The organism is Marisediminitalea alba (genome assembly GCF_002993365.1).
Classification (GTDB): Bacteria; Pseudomonadota; Gammaproteobacteria; order Enterobacterales; family Alteromonadaceae; genus Alteromonas; species Alteromonas alba.
On the sequence record NZ_PVNP01000003.1, the window covers coordinates 125,844 to 144,471 of the forward strand.

The window sequence follows — 18,628 nt, forward strand, 5'->3', positions numbered from 1 at the left end:
ATTAGGCGGGCTGTTGTCCGCCTGAATCTTAAGGTTTTCAATGAAACTCATACAATTACTCACGCTCACCACTTTGCTTTGCGCACCACTGATCCAGGCTCAGTCAGCTCAGCAGGACGTTTTTGGTGAGCACTATTACCAGACCAATCAGATCCCGTCTTCATTCACCAAAACCGATGATGACTATACGTTTCTGGTGGTCGGCGACTGGGGCCGCAATGGTCACTTTGCTCAGCGCAACGTTGCCAAATGGATGGACATTGCGTCTTATCAGTTTGATGCCGACATGATTATCTCTACCGGCGATAATTTCTACGACAACGGTATTGCATCGGTCAATGATCCCTACTGGCAAACCTCCTATGAGAATATTTATCATGGCCCGCACCTGTTCATCGACTGGTACGTGGTGTTAGGCAATCACGACTACCGCGGCAACTGGCAGGCGCAAATCGATTACTCTGCTGTCAGTCGCCGCTGGAACATGCCGGCGCAGTACTTTGATAAGCTCATTCCGCTGGAGGAAGGCGGTTTGGTGCATCTGGTTTTTTTAGATACCAGCCCGCTGAATCCGGATTACCAGCACGACGCTAAATATCAGGAAACCCTGCGTCAGGATAGCCAGGCTCAGCTGACGTGGTTTGAGCAAACACTGAAGCGCCATAAAAACGCCGACTGGACCATTGTGATTGGTCATCACCCACTTTATTCCAGTGGCAAACGGTATGGTAAAACCCGCGCTGTGCGCGGCGTAATAGAACCACTCCTGGCACAGTATGAGGTAGATGCCTATATCGCTGGTCACGAACATGACCTGCAACATAACAAACCTGCCGGCAGCAGTGTGGAACACTTTGTTTCCGGCGGCGGATCTGAGATCCGCCCGGTAGCACAACGCAAGTTTACCGCGTTTGCTAAATCATCCGCCGGTTTTGCTGTGGTGCGGGTTAATCAACAACAGTTCACCCTTGAATTCATTGATGATAAGGGCGAAGTCATCTACCAGTATACACGGGATAAAAGCAGGGAGTCGGGCCAATGAAACCGCTTAAATTTACGCTGGGGCTGCTCGCCAGCCTCGCCCTGGGGGCCTGTAGCGCCAGTGATCCAGCCGGTACTCAGCCAACTGAACCCGCCTCAACACTCACGCTGCGCGCACTCCCGGTGGCTGGCGAGAGCCTCAAACCTGTGGTCATCAACACACTCAAAGGTTACCTGATCACCAGTGAAGCAGAGGGGCTTATCTGGGCGTCGCCTGAAGGTCAGCAGATCAGTGGGTTTACCGATCACATCGCTCAGGCAGACTGGCGTCTGCTGCCCGGCTCAGACAACACAATTGCCATTGCCGCCATCGATCAGAATACTTCAGCCCTGCACCTGGTGACGCTCGATACTGCAACCGGGGAGTTTCTCTTACAGACTTCGCTGCCCTCTGCAATTGCCGACCGTGAAACCCTTTGCCTGAGTCGTCAGGACGATACGCTGCACCTGTTCAGCTCCGATGCCCGTGGATTGATGTCTCACTACCTGCTGAACACCGGGGAAAACTGGCAGCTTACGCCAATCAGACAAATGATGGTGGGGCCTGATCTGTCGTCGTGTGCGGTTGCTGATGAGAACAACTCGCTGCTAATTGCCGAAGAAGGCACCGGTATCTGGCACTATAGTGGCAACGCTGAAGGCGAAAATGCCCGCAACCTGGATTACTTCTCTACCGGCCCTGAACTGGAATCGGTAGCCGCCCTGGCCGATGGCCGCTATTTTGTGGTGGCTACCGACCAACCGTTCATTTATGAGCGCGGTCAGCGCAACCGCCAATGGCCTTTGGCTACAGCGCGTGAACTTAAGTCTGTCAGTGCCGCCGTGGCCGGCGACACCCTTTATCTTGGCGCTTTTGATGAAGCCAGCGGCGAATTACTCGCCGCTACCCTTAACGATACCGCGCCTGCCAGCAAGGCTACCAGGAAGGTATATACCCTGAGCGCCGACGTGCAAACCGCACCGGTCAACCGTTATGGCGATGCCGCTGATGATCCGGCTATCTGGGTAAACCGGCTCAATCCTGCCGCCAGCCTGGTGTTGGGTACCGATAAAAAATACGGACTCAATGTGTATTCATTAAAGGGTGAGCAGTTGCAATCATTGCCTGTCGGCCGGGTCAATAATGTGGACGTGCGTTATCAGATTGACACACCAGCCGGTAAGCAGGATATTGCCGTAGCCAGTAACCGTTCATCACAGACGTTATCGGTATATTACATCTCCGCTACCGGTAAGGTGACCCACGCCGGCGAACTCCCCACTACATTGTCTGATGTTTACGGCTTATGTAGTGGGGTTATCGATGGTCAGTTGCATACGTTTATTAACGACACCGACGGCCGCTATCAGCAATATGCCTTCACCTTTACCGGGGACGGCCCCTCGGCAGAACTCGTCGGTGAGTTTAACCTGCCCAGTCAACCCGAGGGATGCGTGGTGGATGATGCCAGAGAAATACTCTACATGGGTGAGGAAGCCGCAGGCATCTGGCAAAAGGCACTGTCACAGCCACTCAGCGCGCCGAATCTGATTGCCTCTGTAGGTGAGGAAGTTGAAGCCGATATTGAAGGCATGGGCATTTACACGCTGGAAGATAAACGCTACCTGGTAGTCTCCAGTCAGGGCAATAGCCGATTTGCGGTGTATGCGCTTGATGATGGTAATCGTTTGCTGGGAACGTTCCGGATCGGCATCAACGGTGCCAGACAGATTGATGGCGTTTCAGAAACCGACGGCCTTGAAGTCACCTCAACAGCACTTGGGCCGCAGTTTCCTGACGGACTCATGGTGGTTCAGGATGGCCGCAATGTGATGCCAACCGCCCCGCAAAACTTTAAACTGATTAGCGGCACTAAGCTGGCTGAGTTTATTCGCCAGAATCGCTAACCATCCTTGATCCGGCTCCGCCTGGTGAGCCGGTTCGCACGCTTACATCTGCGTTCATCGCTCCCCGTCGTTACTTATCACCCTGAATACTTAGGTATAAGATTAAATAAACATAACACCAAATCACCTCATAAAATAACCAATAGTCACATTTGTCACCATTTTCATATTCGCTAGCGGCACGCTAAGCAAGGTAGAAATGACCGCATCAGACTTGCAGGATTGTAAAAATGGCAAATACTTATATGAAACCGGAAGTCGGAGTCCTTTATGAGTTTAACAGTGTTGGTGGCAGATGATTCAAAGCTATCCAGACGCAGCGCTATCAGAGCATTGCCACCGGAGCTTGACACAACAGTCATGGAAGCCGCCAATGGGAAAGAGGCCATCGAAACGCTGTCAGGTAACGCCGTTCAACTCGTTTTGCTTGACTTAACCATGCCCGAAATTGATGGTGTGGGCGTGCTTGAATACCTTTCTGAGCAACCTTCATCACCGGATGTCATTGTTATAAGTGCCGATTTTCAGCCGGAGAAACAGCGTATAGTGATGTCGCTGGGTGCTAAACGGTTTTTACGCAAACCACTGGATAAAGAAGAATTAGCAATGACCTTATTTGAGTTGGGTTACCTATGAACGATGCAATTGCCCTGTCTGAAGACCAGCGGGATGCCTTACAAGAACTGATGAACATTTCTATGGGTCAGGCTGCCAACAGTCTGGCCCATTTAATCGAAACCAAAATCGGCATCTCGATCCCTAAAATCACTGCAGTTACCCCGGCCGGGCTGTATGAGTTAGTCAGCCATAATCAACAGGCCTATTACACCCGCCAGTCTTTTATGGGCGACATTCACGGCGAGGTGATGTCGATTCTCACCCAGCAGGGACTTACTGAAGTCGCAGAACTACTCGAATATGAACAACCACTATCAGAAAACGATATCAACGAAACGATTCTGGAGTTGTCTAATATTCTTGCCGGTGCTTGTCTGGCCGGGTTGTCTGAACAGCTCGAGCTGGCCACCAACCTGCAGATGCCAACATTATTTGCGCCGCAAAAAAGTGACTTTTCGCAATATGACTGGCAACACAGCCTGGTAATGGAAGTAAAATTCGATATTCATATTTCATCGTTCACCATGCGCGTGGTGTTTTGCCTGGACGATGCTTCATTGACACGGCTAAAATCGACGATCGACGAGTTACTGGGCTAGCCCTTTATGAATAAACCGTTGCTGGATAAACTGCCAGTTGGAATTTGTCTGGTAAATGAAGCCTATGAAATTGTCTATCTGAATGCGTTTTTTCTCGACCGTATGCCGGTTGAGCTGCGGGGTGACGCCTTAGGCAAACCATTAGCCGATGTCTTTCCCGAGCAAATCAAGTTTCTGAAACGGCGCATAAAATCGGTTTTTGTTCTTAAACATCCCAGTTTCAGCTATTGGGAACAACGCCCGCACATCTTTCCTTTTAAAAGCAGCCGCCCCATCACTGGCGAAGAAACCCAGATGGTACAGAATATGGAAGTTGTACCTCACAAGGATACCGAAACCGGCGAACAGTATGCCTGCATTCTGATCCAGGATGTCACCGCTCAGGCCAGTTATTTTAAAACTCAGGCCCAGCTCGCCGAGGAATTAAAAGCAGAACACGAAGCCCAGCGCAAACTGATCCGCAAACTCGACAGAGCCCAGTCACAGCTCATTCAGGCAGAAAAAATGGCCTCAACAGGTCAGCTTGCCGCTGGCATTGCGCACGAAATTAATAACCCCATGGGCTTTGTTACGGCCAACTTAAATACGCTGGAACAGTACGCACAGAATTTGCTGGAAACCTGTCAGGCCACCAAAAAACTGGTTACCAGTCATGCACCTGAGCATATTGAGGCACTGGAGGATCTCTTTGACGCCACCCATGTCGAGCTTATCGAAGAAGATATGGGCCCACTGATTCAGGAGTCTAAGGATGGTCTTAAGCGGGTCAGCGAAATTGTCTCTACGTTACGCTCTTTTGCCGAAGAGCCGCAGCACACCTGGGGTTACCTGAACTTACACGACACGGCAAATCAACTGGTACAACTTATCAGCACCCAGTTTAAACGACCGCGCTTCAAAGTCACCTGTGAGCCTGACCAGCTAAAATGGTATTGTGAGTCTGCCAGCTTAAAACAGGCCCTCACTAATCTGATGATGAACGCCGCTCAGTCGATTGACGACAATGGCCTGGTAATGCTCGACATCAAACAAACCAGCAGCGGCGGTGTTGCGATAAAAATAGTTGATACCGGCTGCGGTATCAGTGAAGCCAATCTGAAACGTGTTTTTGAACCGTTTTTTACTACCCGGCCAGAAGGCAAAGGTCAGGGGCTCGGCCTCTCTGTGGCCTATTCCGCTATTGAAAAACATAAAGGCAAACTGGCGATTAACAGCCGCGAGGGTAAAGGCACCGTGATTGAGGTACGCTTACCCGTATTAAAAGAGCAAGAAGAGGAAAAATCTGCATCCAATCCAAGCACTGAATCGTTATAAGCCAGACAGGCTCATCAAAAATTGAGGAAACAATGGAACAGGAAACCTTATTACCCTTGTTGTGTGGCACAGCGCAGGGAAAAAAACAGGACTTTGCCAGGCTCTATCAAATTACCAGCGGTCAGGTATATGCGGTAGTGTTGAAGATGCTTCAAAACACGGCTCTTGCAGAAGAAGCCACCCAGGATGCCTACATTAAAGTGTGGCATAACGCCGGCAGCTATCAGCGGGGAAAAGGCACGGTCTTAACCTGGATCATCAGTATTGCCCGCTACCGAGCACTGGATCTGATGCGCCACCACAAGGTAAGAAAAGAAACACCGCTGGATGACGATGATCACCATCCTGATGAAAACAGCAATATTGCTGCCAGTGAATTAGCCCACCCGAAGTTAAATGAATGCATGGATGAACTGGATAATCAGCAGCGCCAGGCCATTCATCTGGCCTACTTTAACGGCCTGTCTCATCAGGAAGTGGTCGATCACTTATCCTCGCCATTAGGGACAATTAAAAGCTGGATCCGTCGGGGCCTGCAAAGTTTGCAGAGGTGTCTGTCTGTATGAATTATAAGAACGAAACTTTACGCAATGCACTGGCCGCTGAATACGTTTTAGGTACCTTACGCGGCGGAGCACGCCGGCGTTATCAACAACTGATGATGGAAAGCCAGCTGATTACCGAGACCACCTGGATGTGGGAGCAGTATCTCAATGGATTGGGTCAGAACGTCCAGCCGGTTGAGCCACCAGCATCAGTCTGGCAGGCCATTGAACGCCAGCTGGGACTTGCTGATGACTCAGCTGACAGCAACGTGGTGGCAATGCCGGCCGCTAAATCCTCAAGACCAGTGGTATGGCAGGCTATCGCCGGACTGGCAACGGCAGCAGCAATTATTCTGGCGGTAGTACTGATGCCAGCTACACCACCAGTCAAGGCACCGGTAACGGATATAGCCGTTGTCACCGATGCCGAAGCAAAACCGCTGTGGCTGATTGAGATCAGCACCTCTACCCTGGCAGTCAGAACTACTGCCAATCTCACGGCCAGAACCGATAAAGACTTCGAGCTCTGGATGGTCCCCGCCGATGGCGGTGCACCAATTTCGCTGGGTCTGTTACCGGAAGGCGGCCAACTGGCTATCAGCCGCCCGGACTGGTTTGATTTAGCCGATATTGCCGCCCTGGCGGTTAGTCTTGAACCGAATGGTGGTTCACCATCCGGTGCGCCAACCGAGGTCCTCTATATCGCGCCAATCAGCGCAGTTTAACCTGCCTTTGTAATAGCCCCCCGCCCAGGGGCTATTTTTATTTTTCTCTTGCCCCAAAACCGCCTCAATAAAATAAAAAACAACTTTTATTTATTTTTTTAAATTATTTTGCATCCACTGCCCTGAGTTAGTCGTTTGGCTTAATACACCAACAAAAAGGGGTAACACCATGCAAAAACTACTACTCTCTGTCATGATCGGCAGCGCACTTGCAGCAACGGCTGTGCAGGCATCCAGTCACCGTGAAGCACCGGGTATCGCCCGCGCGCCGGCTCTGGACAGTACTGATTTTTATGCCTTTAACAGCTACGAAAGTGGCCGTGAAGGCTATGTAACACTTATTGCTAATTACATTCCATTACAGGATGCCTACGGCGGTCCGAATTACTTTGCCATGGATCCGGCAGCCGAGTACGCCATTCACATTGATAACGATGGCGACGCAATGGAAGACATCAGCTTTGCCTTAAAATTTACGCCCATGCTGGCGGCTGATAACCAGGGCGTGGCACTGACGGTCGGCCCTGAAGGTAATCAGCGCAGTGTAAAAGTACCGCTCAAAAATGTTGGCCCGGTGAGCGCCGAAGATATGAGCGCGGTTAACTTTTCTGAGCAGTACTCGCTGATGATGGTAGAAGGCGACATGCGCAGCGGCACCCGCACGGAAATAATGCCAATGGATGCCATGTATTTTGCCAAGCCACTCGATTACATCGGCAACAAAACATTTTCCAGCACCGCTGAATACCAGCGCTATGCCGACCAGTATGTTTATGATGTGATGCTGCCCGGCTGCGAAATGCCTGCCAGAGTGTTTGTAGGCCAGCGCAAAGATCCGTTTGTAGTCAATCTCGGCAAAACCTTCGATTTGGTTAACTATGTGCCAGTGGAGGGCGACAGTAGGCCCGGCGCTGGCGATGGTAGCGGTTTCCCCGGTGGCATTACTCAGTCAGACAGCAATGACGATCTGGCCGATAAAAACGTTACCAGTATTGCCCTTGAAGTACCGGCCAACTGCGTAACCGGCGACGGTAACGGCACAATCGGTGCGTGGACCACTGCCAGCCTGCCACAGGCCAGAATACTCAACCCTAACGCCACCTTCAGTAAACCCGAAGTGCAGGGCGGCGCGATGACTCAGGTGTCTCGTTTGGGTAACCCTCTGGTTAACGAGCTGGTTATTGGTATTGGTGATAAAGATAAGTTCTCTACGTCACACCCTGTCGACGATGGCCAGTTTGCCGACTATGTCACCCACCCTGCTCTGCCGGAGCTGCTGAACATCCTGTTCCGTGATGCAGTGAATTCCACACTGGGCACCGACATAGACACCCTGGCACCCACTAACTTTCCGCGTACCGATCTGGTCACGGCGTTTTTAACCGGTTTCCCGGGCGTTAATCAACTTGCCACGGTTACACCGTCTGAAATGCTACGCCTGAATACAGCCATACCGGCAACGCCGGCTGCTGAGCAATCCTGGGCCGGGGTGGCAGGCGACGATCTGGCGGGCTTTCCTAACGGCCGTCGTCCTGGCGATGACGTTGTTGATATCGCTCTGCGCGTAGTCATGGGGCGCCTGTGTTATCCCATCCCGGTGAATGGTGAGGAAACCGATCTGGGCTTGTGCGACAGCAGTGATGCCAGTGTGGGTAATGTCCCCTTTACTGATGGCGCCCCGCTGGATGCCAGCATGATGGACGCCAGCTTTCCGTACCTGGCAACCCCACTGCCTGGTTCAGAATAAAGGAGGCTGTAATGAATAAGTTCATACCAATATGCGCCCTGAGTATCACGCTGACTGGCTGCTTTGACAGCGATGATAAAGACAGTTACGACGATATTAACCGGGCGCCGGTAGCCAACGATCTGGCTATCACAACCCAGACCGAAACACCGGTTACCGACATGCTGACGGCCACCGATGCCGATGGTGATGGCCTGACTTACGCGCTGTCCGGGGAGCCTGCTTTTGGCAGCGTTACCGTAACAGGTAGCGGCGAGTTTACTTACACCCCCAATGCGGAAGTCACTGGCACCGATAGCTTTTCGTTTACGGTTTCCGACGGCACCGCTTTTGCGGTGACCGGTAACGTAACCATTACCATTGAAGCACTTGAGGTTCCGGTATCTACAGCAGTGCGATCGGCATTTAACCAGAACGCCGATGATAAGCCACTGGCGGTAAATGGCCGACTCTATATTCAGGATACAACCAATCCTGCTGAGTTTGACGATTTACTCAACAATTAAACCGCAAGCCAGGGACGGCGACCTTTAAGGAGCAGTGATATGAAACGTATTTTCCCCATCAGCCTGACACTCACCGGATTACTCACCGCCTCGCTAGTCACGTTTATAGCGCTGGCGCTGATATGTGTAAAACAAGCAGTAGCCCACACTTATCATAGCCACAAGCCGGTAAAAACGGTGACCATGACCGCCGATCAAATGAGTGAGCTGGTAAACCAAAGCACTCGCCCAGACTTTAATGAGCAAGACTTAGCGCCGGTAATGGCAACGCTTGTAAGACTGGCAGAAGGGGAGCGCATTACTCATCAGGAGCGCCTGGTTTATGCCCGTCTGCTGCAACATCAACACCAGTTTGCTGATGCGCTGGCAGAGCTTGATACGCTGCTGGCAAAACGCCCCGACCAACCATCGGCATTATTATTACAGGCCAATGTTCAGCTTAATCAGGGGCAGCCTGCACTGGCAAGGCAAACCTGCTTACAGCTCATGGGACAAACTTCAGAACTGGTTATGGCGACCTGTTTGCTGGAAGCCAACATGCAGCTATCGCCATCGACTCAGTATTATTCGCAGTTACACAACATCAGCGAGAAGTTTCCGGCAACATCAACAGAGATAGCTTTGTGGGTTAACGAGGTCCTGGCCGACATGGCACTGTTTGCTAATCAGCCTGCTACCGCGATTAAGCATATAGAGCAGCAACCCGACAGCGACTGGCCAATCAGTAGCTGGGTTGCCTGGTCGAAAGCCAAACTGGCCCTGCAGCAAGGCAATGACATACTGGCCCGGCTGGCACCTGAAATAGCTAATAATCCGGCCCCTAACGACAGCGCGCTACTTTATCTGGCGCTTGCTGAACAGCAAACCGGCGAGGGGAAAAAATGGACAACGGCCATGGCACAGCGGGTATTTATTCGCGAGCAACGTGGTGATACCACCCATGCCGCAGAAGTGGCGCTTTATTACCTGCATCTTGCAGCCGAACCGCAGCAGGCACTGCACTGGGCCAATATTAACTGGCAACAGGCTAAATCATTTAATGATGAACAGCTGCTCAGCAAAATTCGCCAGCTCGCAGCAGCAGAGGGCTAACCGTTTTCACAGGTCTGGTAACGATAAACGCCATGCTCATCGCACTGGCGGGTTACCAGCCCTGTTTTTAACAGATGATTGAGGTGAGCCAGGCCTTCTGCCAGGGCAAAAAATAACATCTGCCCGCTTAACTTTCGTTTATAGAGTACCGGCAGGCATGCCACTAGTGACCGCGGCGTTTTACAATGGGCCAGCAATCTGTCGAGCAATGCCTGGTGATGCTCTGCTAATTCATCGCAGCGAGTATGTAAGCCAGTATAAGGTTGGTTGTGAGCAGGGAGAACCAGCGTATCTGGCGGTAACTGTTTGAGCTGTTCCAGACTAAGCAGGTATTCGGTTAAAGGCTGTGCTTCGGGCTCGCGACTATAGACACCAATATTAGGCGAAATATAGGGCAGGATCTGATCACCGCCAATTAATAGATTAGCTTCGGCATCAAACAGGCAAACGTGCTCCGGCGAGTGCCCGCCATAAGTCAGGATCTGCCATTGCCGGTTACCGATCCGCAATGATTTCCCCGCCTGTAAGCGCCGGTACGCCAAAGGGATAGGCGCAACAGAGTCAACGTATTTACTATGATCGCTGACATAGCTTTGGGCCTCGGTCTGGCTTAAGCCTGCCTTAACGAAATAATCCGCTTCCACCGAGGTATCAGCGCCCGGGTTGGGAGAGAAATAAGCAATCGCCCCGTAATATTCCAGTGCGCTCATATACAGCGGCACTTTATATGTCTGACACAGCCAGCCCGCTAACCCGCAATGGTCAGGATGCATATGGGTAGCTATTACGCCTGCTACCGGCTTATCCAGGGCGCCCAACACCTGCTGCCAGATAGCCTTACTGCGCTCACTTTGTACCCCGGTATCCACCACATAAAGCCCTTCATCGGCTTCCAGTATATACAGGTTGATGTGGTCGAGGGCAAAAGGCAGCGGCATACGAAGCCAGTAGACGCCGGCGGCGACCTCGCAAAAGCTGCCCGAGGCTGGTATCGAATGGGTACTTGGCGTTATCATTAGGACTACAACATTAAACAAATCTGCGTTTACTATACCATTGCCATTTCATGACTTCTGCCACTGTGCGTTAGATTTACCGGGCTGTACTATAAAATGACGACCACGTTAACCGGTCAGGGCATGGTGCTAACCGCCAGAGTGCTGCCAAAGGGCGCTCAACAAGCCCTCGAAATCTGGCTTGCCACTGAACAAGGGCCGGTCAAGCTCATTACGCCGGTGCAACCGGCCACCTGTTTTGTGACGCAAAGTGCGGCCGCAAAGGTTGCTGCAATTAGTCAGGCCCAACAGTTAAAAGCCAGCCTTAAAAATCTGCCGCTTAATACCTTCACGCATGAGCCGGTAAGCGTAATAAAATGCCCGCAGGATCGTCAGTTACATATTCTCAGACGCCACTGTGAAGAACAAGGCGTGACGCTGTTCGAGGCGGATATCAAAACCCCGGATCGCTTTTTTATGGAGCGCTTCATCACCAGCGGTGTGCACTATCAGGGCGTTGGCCAGCAGCACGACAATACGGTGGTCCAGGCACGCTTAAAACCGTCGGAGTATCGCTGCGATCTGAACGCCTTTTCCTTTGATATAGAATGCGATGAACATGGCCATTTATATTCCATCGGCATTGCCTCCCCTACGTTAAATGTTGTGCTGATGATTGGCGAGCCTGAAGACGCTGAGTTGCCTTTCAAAATAATCTGGTGCGCAAACGAAACCGCGTTGTTAACCGAATTTATCAGGCTCATCCAGCACCACGACCCGGACTTACTGATTGGCTGGAACATTAAACAATTCGACCTGCCGGTATTACATGATACAGCGACCCGCTGCGGCCTTAAGCTTGCACTCGGGCGTCAACACAGCAATGTGGAGATTAAAGTATTCGATGATAACCGGGCTTTGGTGGATGTCCCCGGGCGCGCCATAATTGATGGCATTGAAGGACTGAAAACCATGACCTTTCAGTTTGATTCTTTTGCCCTGGATAACGTTGCCAGCGAATTACTCGGTAAACGTAAACTCATTGATGATCCGGACAAACTCGGTGCCATAAAAAAGCTTTTCACCCACGACAAGTTAGCGCTGGCAAAATATAACTTTGAAGACTGCGTGCTGGTTAATGACATTGCCGAACAGGTGCGGTTGATTGATTTTTTGATTTTGCGCAGTGAATTAACCGGCCTGCGCCTGGGTCGCCCCGGTGGCTCGGTAGCCTCATTCATCAATTTATACCTGCCCAAGTTACACCGGGCAGGCTACATATCGCCCAACCGTCCGGCGGATGGCGGCCTGGCGAGCCCCGGTGGTTATGTGATGAGCTCCAAGCCCGGACTCTATCAGAATGTGCTGGTACTCGACTTTAAGAGCCTGTACCCCTCAATAATACGGACCTTCAAAATCGACCCTTTAGGGTTAGTAGAGGGACTTAAATCGCCCGAAACCGCCATTCCCGGCTTTAAAGGTGCCAGCTTTCACCGTAGCCAGCACTTTTTACCGGATATCATTACCAATCTCTGGCAGCAGCGCGACGAAGCCAAGCGCCAGCAGGATAAGCCCCGCTCCCAGGCCATTAAAATTCTGATGAATTCCTTTTACGGAGTGCTCGGCAGTGGTGGCTGTCCTTTTTACGATCCTCGACTGGCCAGCTCCATTACCCTGCGTGGCCACGAGATTATGCAGTTGACCGCCGAGTGGATCAAAGCATCGGGTTATGACGTGATCTACGGCGATACCGACTCCACGTTTGTCCATATCGCGGATAACGTATCCGCTGAGCAGGCGTGGGACATTGGCAAACAATTGGAACAGGACATAAACCAGCGCTGGCAGCAACGCATCGCCGAGGAGTTTGATTTAACCTGCGAACTGGAAATCGAGTTTGAAACTCATTATGAGCGCTTTTTTATGCCCACGATACGTGGTTCTGAAGCGGGCAGCAAAAAGCGCTACGCCGGTTTAATTCGCCGTGAGGGTAACACTGAGCTGGTGTTTAAGGGGCTGGAAAACGTGCGTTCAGACTGGACCCAACTGGCCAAGGATTTTCAGCTCGAGCTGTATACCCGGATCTTTAACGACCAGCCGGTCGACGATTATGTGATGGCGATCATCAGTGGCATCAAGCAGGGCCAGTTTGACGATGGCCTGGTGTATACCAAACAATTACGCAAGCCCTTAAAGGAGTACACCAAAACGGCACCGCCTCATGTTAAAGCTGCGCGCCATGCCGATGAAGAAAATGCCCGCACCGGCAAACCATTACGCTACCAGAAGCGCACTAAAATTCGTTACGTAATGACCACCACGGGCCCGCAGGTGGTTGAATATTGCCGTCAGCCGCTGGATTACGACCACTATATAGAAAAGCAAATCCGGCCAATCGCCGACAGTATTCTGCCAGCCATTGGCGGTGATTTTGAGTCGCTGGCCAGCCAGCAACTCGGGCTTTTTTAATCCTGACGCATCGTGCCGGTTTGTTCAAACCGCTCATGCCAGCTCAATGCTTCATTGAGTAGATGAGGAGTGTGCATACCTCTGCCACTGGCACAAGCGCGCTCATAATAATCGAGCAACTGATCCTTAAAGTCGGGATGGGCACAATTATTGATAATTACCCGGGCCCGCTGACGAGGCGACAAACCACGTAAGTCGGCCAGTCCCTGCTCGGTAACAACGACTTTGACGTCGTGCTCGGTGTGATCCACATGAGACACCATAGGCACAATGGCCGAGATAGCACCGTTTTTCGCAGTAGACGGTGTCATGAAGATCGACAGGTAACCATTGCGGGCAAAGTCACCCGAGCCACCAATTCCGTTCATCATGCGCGTGCCCATAACATGGGTGGAATTAACGTTACCGTAAATATCCGCCTCAATCAGGCCGTTCATAGCGATAATCCCTAAGCGGCGGGCAATCTCCGGATGATTACTGATGTCCTGCTGGCGCAGAATGATTTTTTCACGGTAAAAGTCGATATTCTCATTCAGCTCAACCAGCGCATCCGGGCTTAACGAGAAGGCCGTTGCAGAAGCCACCGATAAGGTGCCGCTTTTAAGCATTTGTAGCATGCCATCCTGAATCACTTCGGTATACGCCGAGAGGTTTTTGTAACCGCCATTATCCAGACCGCTTAACACCGCGTTAGGGATATTACCCACCCCAGATTGCAGCGGTAACAGGTTGGCCGGTAAGCGGCCTTTTTTAATTTCGTGTTCAAAAAACGCTAAAATGTTAGTGGCGATTTGCTCAGACACAGCATCTGGAGGTGAAAATGGGCTGTTACGGTCGGGCGCTGATGTTTCGACAACGGCGACAATTTTGTCTTGGGGAATATCCAGATACTGGCTGCCAATCCGATCGGCCGGCTCATTCAGCAATATGGGTTTGCGGTGCGGCGGTAAAGCCGTTCCGTAATAAATATCGTGCATGCCTTCAAGCTTAAGACTTTGCTGACTGTTAACCTCAAGAATGATCTTGTCGGCCTGCTCTACCCAGGTTTTATTATTGCCCACCGAGGACGACGGAATAATGCGACCGTCTTCGTGAATGCCCGCCACTTCAATAACTGCCACATCCAGATCGCCTAAAAAGCCTGACCACGCGTATTGCGACACTTCAGATAAATGCAAATCGATATAGTGCATCTGGCCGCTGTTAATCTGCTGACGACAAATGGGATCAGACTGGTAAGGCAAGCGTAAATTAATGCCATCGGCGTCGGCCAGCACGCCATCGAGCTCCGGCGCGGTTGATGCCCCCGTCCACAGATTAATTTTAAATGGCTTTTTCAGGTCGCGCTGGATTTGCGCTTTATTGACCAGTGCGCCGGGCAAGGCCTTAGGATAACCAGCGCCGGTAAAACCACTCATGCCAACGGTATCACCGTCGCGAATAAAGTCGGCGGCCTGTTCGGCGGTCATGATTTTTTGTTGTAATTCAGGGCACAGAATTCTGGAATGAGAAAACATGAAAGCTCCATACTTAGCAGAAAAGGAAAAGAACGCACCTGAGTGTGAAAAAGGTGCGTTGAAGTGCGGCAGGACAGCCGCAAAAACTGACACTCTATAGACTTATCCCAAAGTATATATAAGACCTAAGTGGTAGATATGGCGGGAGTTGTAGCAATTTAGTTAAAGGCAAAAACAGTGCGCGAGTTTATTGTGAATAATTGGTAAAACCATCAAATAAGGGGTTGATTTATCAATTTATTAATTTTTGTTCTATATTATGCACTGTTTTTAGGAAGGTATAGGGCGGCTGTTTAAGCCACCCAACCGTGGGGTTTATAAGCCGCAGGATAAACAGACTTTCCCGTCATTTTTTCCAACCAGAGAGCATGCGGGGGTAAGCCCTGGCGAGCCGCTTTTAAGCTTGGCAGCTCAGGCAGAGTTTTATATAGTTTTAGTAGAACTATTAGCCAAAAACGAGAAGCTAAGTTTCTCAGTTCGCAGGCTTAATGACAAAATCCAGGCTCATACCGATAAATTAAAAAAAACAGGAAGCAACTTGCAGATTACTTTTCACCCCGAAATCAACTTTGAAGCAATTAGTGCTGAATACCAGCATGATAAACGCGTAAGAGTGCAAAGTTTGATCCCTATGGATCAGGCTGAACAGGTTTACAACAGTCTGAGCAAAGAAGCGCCCTATAAGCTGGCATTGCTCCGCGATGGCAGGCCAACCACGCTAGCAGACAATGAGTGGAAGCAACTGCCTGATAATCAAAAGCAGAGTCTTCATACTGAAACCATGCAAAATGCTGCTAAAGGGATCGGATTTATTTATGGCAGGTATCAGCTATCTAATCAAAAAGAACCTATTGCTAATCTGGCCGCACTACATCAATGGTTAAACAGTGAAGAGGTGCTGAGCTGGGTTCGGGAAATGAGTGGCCATCAGGATATTGTTGCGGCGAGTGCCCAGGCCACCCGTTACACTGCAGGCCAGTTTTTAACCCGCCATATGGATACACACAGCACCGAACAACGTCGCCTGGCCTATGTGCTCAGCTTTTCGCCAAACTGGCATCCGGACTGGGGTGGTCTGTTACAGTTCTACGAGAAAAATGGTACGCCAAGAGATGCCTGGGCGCCGGGCTTTAATACCCTGAGTATTTTCGATGTAGAGCACATCCACAGTGTTACTTACATCACGCCTTTTTCATTAACACCCAGGCTCTCTGTTACAGGTTGGTTCAGGGCTACACCTCTCTGATTTCGCCCGTGCCTGATATCACTACCCGGTAAATCTGATCAATGACCGGGTTACTTATTCAGCGGCGTTAGTTTCAATCGTTATTGAGCTGCTGATAATCAGCAAGAGCCTGACACGCTTCTTCAAGCGTGACGTTTCTTAATATTTTATGTATTACACCGGCTTCTGCCAGAGGTGCACTACGGATATTGTTGAGTACCTTATAAAAACGTTGTTTAACGCCATCTCTGGCACGTTCGAGTATTTCCTCTGCTTCGTAGTTCGTCAGGCTGGTATTCACGGCTTTTTGGTACGCGGCCAGGGCCGATTTAGAAAACTCTATCGTTTCGAATGCTTTTTTATTCTCAAAACCAGCACGGTTACTTTTAAATATAGAAACAACACTTTTGCCCCTTCCAACAACGCCTCTATCGAGACTGGCGATATACTCGATCTGACTCCGGTATTTACGGTGTAACACAAATGCCCTTGGCGGCAGGGTGTCTGTGGCGGCGAGGGAATGATAGCGATTAGATGGTACAAACGGGCTGAACGATGATTCGAGTTTGATAAGTGAGTTATCCAGTATATTGTGCGGGTTTAGTAAACCTGGCGTAATAAAGGACTTATAGACAGACTTTAACTGCCTTGCAGGTTGTACCCGTATACTTTCGTCGAGTGCGGTTGAAAAAGGTGTATAGTCAGACACCTTGTTTGCCCACTGAAAGCTCAGCACATCAAAGTAAGGGGCAGACTGTATGAAATCTGCTATGGAAGTGCTCAGATCATAGGGCACCCAGAACTCATCGATATCCAAAAACATCACATGATCGAAGCCTTGCTTTTTGGCAGCGCTGAAAGCATGACGATATATTTCAATTTGAGGTTTCGCCTTAGATCTTTCAAATACAGCGTCGGCATTAATAAATTGAACAGACTCTGATGAAAAAGCGCGGGCAACTTCAGGGGTGTTATCACTACAACCGTTGTAGTGAATTTCAATTGCAGCAAAGCCAAAGTGTAAATGGTGACAGATCCATTCTGGTAAATAAGCCGCTTCATTTTTAGCTATGGCAACCAGCTTAACCTTTGGAGCTGAATTGTTTTGTTTATAAGCCCGACGATAACGCGGATAAGTCAGTGCTGCGAGCTTCGACTGAATGACATAGTAAATCGTACTTAGCTTCATATTACTTGTACAAATATCCCTTTTTCATTATGACCGCACTATACTTTTTATTATACCATTCCATCTAGATTTGTGATCTAATTGCCACATTACATTCCTGAGTCCATTTAGTTTGAAATATACATCAGAGCAATTGCTCGCCCTTTCAAAATCTGAAAAAGATAGTCGGAAGCGTATACGCTTCTTAGCCCTTTCTCATTTTCTTGACGGCAAGAGCCGCACTTATATCGCTGAAATACTCAAAGTCAGTAGGACAAGTGTGAATCTGTGGGTATCCAATTACCTTACCAATGGCCTTGAAGGTCTGGAATCCAAAAAGGCAAAAGGTCGAACTTGCTACCTCACAGAACGGCAAAAGCAAACGCTCTGTTCATACATCGAAGAGCATAGCCAGGATAAACATGAAGGAGGTAGGCTTACCGGGGAAAGTATTTTAGCCTATATTGAGCAAACATTTGGCGTTACCTACCATCATAATGCAATCTATAAGCTGTTAAAATCGTTGGGGTTTAGTTGGATAACGAGTCGTTCTCGACATCCTAAACAACAAACAGGCGTCCAGGATGCATATAAAAAACTTCCTACTGGAAACGATCCTTAACACTCCGGGGCATCTCGCCTTGGATCGCATAGATGTTTGGTTCCAGGACGAAGCTCGTTTTGGCCAGCAAAACACGACAACGCGCATTTGGGCCCCAACGGGAAGTCGCCCACGAGTTGTGAAGCAACAGCAATTTGAATATGCACATTTGTTTGGCGCGGTATGTCCAGCTACTGGCGACACCGAAGCGTTCATTTCGCCCTATGTGAGCAAAGACATCATGCGTCAACACCTGATGCAAATCTCACAGAAAACAAAACCGGGGCGCCATGCCGTGGTGGTGATGGATGGTGCTGGTTGGCATACCGATGATATAGCCGATGACTTTGAAAACCTGACAATTATGAAACTGCCACCCTATTCTCCTGAACTGAATCCCATAGAGCAGGTGTGGAGTTGGATACGGCAACATCATTTAGCGAACAGATGCTTCCAGGGATACGAAGATATCGTTGATGCATGTACCACAGCTTGGAACGATTTCGTCGATGACACTAAGCGAATCATGAATATGTGTTCGAGAGACTGGGCATTACTGACCAAATATTAAGATGGAAT

Annotated in this window: 16 protein-coding genes; 13 read left to right on the forward strand and 3 right to left on the reverse strand. The window is 50.0% G+C overall.

The window, feature by feature from the left end; translation table 11 throughout:
- The first annotated feature begins 40 nt into the window (after positions 1 to 40).
- The 10 genes from C6Y40_RS00570 to C6Y40_RS00615 all read left to right on the forward strand — a co-directional run bounded on the left by C6Y40_RS00570 (position 41) and on the right by C6Y40_RS00615 (position 10,074).
- Positions 41 to 1,042 carry a purple acid phosphatase family protein gene (locus C6Y40_RS00570; RefSeq protein ID WP_105932843.1) on the forward strand — a complete coding sequence of 334 codons (1,002 nt, stop codon included), beginning with the start codon at positions 41 to 43 and terminating at the stop codon, positions 1,040 to 1,042.
- Positions 1,039 to 2,928, forward strand: a complete 1,890-nt coding sequence (locus C6Y40_RS00575; RefSeq protein ID WP_105932844.1) for a phytase — start codon at positions 1,039 to 1,041, stop codon at positions 2,926 to 2,928. Before C6Y40_RS00570 ends, C6Y40_RS00575 begins: the two co-directional genes overlap by 4 nt.
- A gap of 270 nt (positions 2,929 to 3,198) precedes the next feature.
- Complete coding sequence (locus tag C6Y40_RS00580; RefSeq protein WP_105932845.1) at positions 3,199 to 3,564, forward strand: response regulator; 366 nt, start codon at positions 3,199 to 3,201, stop codon at positions 3,562 to 3,564.
- Positions 3,561 to 4,145: a chemotaxis protein CheC gene (locus C6Y40_RS00585; protein ID WP_105932846.1), complete on the forward strand. Its 585-nt coding sequence runs from the start codon at positions 3,561 to 3,563 to the stop codon at positions 4,143 to 4,145. Before C6Y40_RS00580 ends, C6Y40_RS00585 begins: the two co-directional genes overlap by 4 nt.
- A 6-nt stretch (positions 4,146 to 4,151) precedes the next feature.
- Positions 4,152 to 5,459 carry a sensor histidine kinase gene (locus C6Y40_RS00590; RefSeq protein WP_105932847.1) on the forward strand — a complete coding sequence of 436 codons (1,308 nt, stop codon included), beginning with the start codon at positions 4,152 to 4,154 and terminating at the stop codon, positions 5,457 to 5,459.
- A gap of 32 nt (positions 5,460 to 5,491) precedes the next feature.
- The gene (locus tag C6Y40_RS00595) at positions 5,492 to 6,025 is read left to right on the forward strand and encodes a sigma-70 family RNA polymerase sigma factor (RefSeq protein ID WP_105932848.1); all 534 of its coding nucleotides are present in this window, start codon (positions 5,492 to 5,494) and stop codon (positions 6,023 to 6,025) included.
- Entirely contained in the window at positions 6,022 to 6,729 is a 708-nt protein-coding gene (locus tag C6Y40_RS00600; RefSeq protein WP_105932849.1) for an anti-sigma factor, read from the forward strand. Before C6Y40_RS00595 ends, C6Y40_RS00600 begins: the two co-directional genes overlap by 4 nt.
- Positions 6,730 to 6,898: 169 nt before the next feature.
- Positions 6,899 to 8,476 (forward strand): DUF4331 domain-containing protein, encoded by a 1,578-nt coding sequence (locus C6Y40_RS00605; protein WP_105932850.1) that lies wholly within the window; start codon positions 6,899 to 6,901, stop codon positions 8,474 to 8,476.
- 11 nt (positions 8,477 to 8,487) lie between these two features.
- The gene (locus C6Y40_RS00610) at positions 8,488 to 8,982 is read left to right on the forward strand and encodes an Ig-like domain-containing protein (protein WP_170308375.1); all 495 of its coding nucleotides are present in this window, start codon (positions 8,488 to 8,490) and stop codon (positions 8,980 to 8,982) included.
- Between the two features lie 39 nt (positions 8,983 to 9,021).
- Positions 9,022 to 10,074, forward strand: a complete 1,053-nt coding sequence (locus C6Y40_RS00615) for a tetratricopeptide repeat protein (RefSeq protein ID WP_105932852.1) — start codon at positions 9,022 to 9,024, stop codon at positions 10,072 to 10,074.
- Here the strand turns inward: C6Y40_RS00615 and C6Y40_RS00620 are convergent.
- Positions 10,071 to 11,090: an MBL fold metallo-hydrolase gene (locus C6Y40_RS00620; RefSeq protein ID WP_105932853.1), complete on the reverse strand. Its 1,020-nt coding sequence runs from the start codon at positions 11,088 to 11,090 to the stop codon at positions 10,071 to 10,073. The genes C6Y40_RS00615 and C6Y40_RS00620 overlap by 4 nt on opposite strands.
- A 96-nt stretch (positions 11,091 to 11,186) precedes the next feature.
- Here C6Y40_RS00620 and C6Y40_RS00625 point away from each other — a divergent pair, with 96 nt between their 5' ends.
- A complete protein-coding gene (locus tag C6Y40_RS00625; protein WP_105932854.1) occupies positions 11,187 to 13,538 on the forward strand; it encodes a DNA polymerase II in 2,352 nt (783 codons plus the stop codon).
- Here the strand turns inward: C6Y40_RS00625 and C6Y40_RS00630 are convergent.
- Positions 13,535 to 15,055 (reverse strand): acetyl-CoA hydrolase/transferase family protein, encoded by a 1,521-nt coding sequence (locus tag C6Y40_RS00630; RefSeq protein ID WP_105932855.1) that lies wholly within the window; start codon positions 15,053 to 15,055, stop codon positions 13,535 to 13,537. The two genes, C6Y40_RS00625 and C6Y40_RS00630, sit on opposite strands and share 4 nt — an antisense overlap.
- Before the next feature lie 538 nt (positions 15,056 to 15,593).
- Here C6Y40_RS00630 and C6Y40_RS00635 point away from each other — a divergent pair.
- Positions 15,594 to 16,301, forward strand: a complete 708-nt coding sequence (locus C6Y40_RS00635) for a 2OG-Fe(II) oxygenase (RefSeq protein ID WP_146129461.1) — start codon at positions 15,594 to 15,596, stop codon at positions 16,299 to 16,301.
- Between the two features lie 73 nt (positions 16,302 to 16,374).
- Here the strand turns inward: C6Y40_RS00635 and C6Y40_RS00640 are convergent, their stop codons facing one another.
- Positions 16,375 to 17,469 carry a glycosyltransferase family 2 protein gene (locus C6Y40_RS00640; protein ID WP_105932857.1) on the reverse strand — a complete coding sequence of 365 codons (1,095 nt, stop codon included), beginning with the start codon at positions 17,467 to 17,469 and terminating at the stop codon, positions 16,375 to 16,377.
- Positions 17,470 to 17,602: 133 nt separating this feature from the next.
- Here C6Y40_RS00640 and C6Y40_RS00645 point away from each other — a divergent pair.
- Positions 17,603 to 18,620, forward strand: a protein-coding gene (locus tag C6Y40_RS00645) for an IS630 family transposase (protein WP_105932858.1) whose coding sequence is annotated in 2 segments (ribosomal slippage) — positions 17,603 to 18,046 and positions 18,048 to 18,620 — 1,017 coding nt in all. Because the reading frame shifts where the segments join, the coding sequence is not laid out codon by codon here.
- The last annotated feature ends 8 nt before the right edge of the window (positions 18,621 to 18,628 follow it).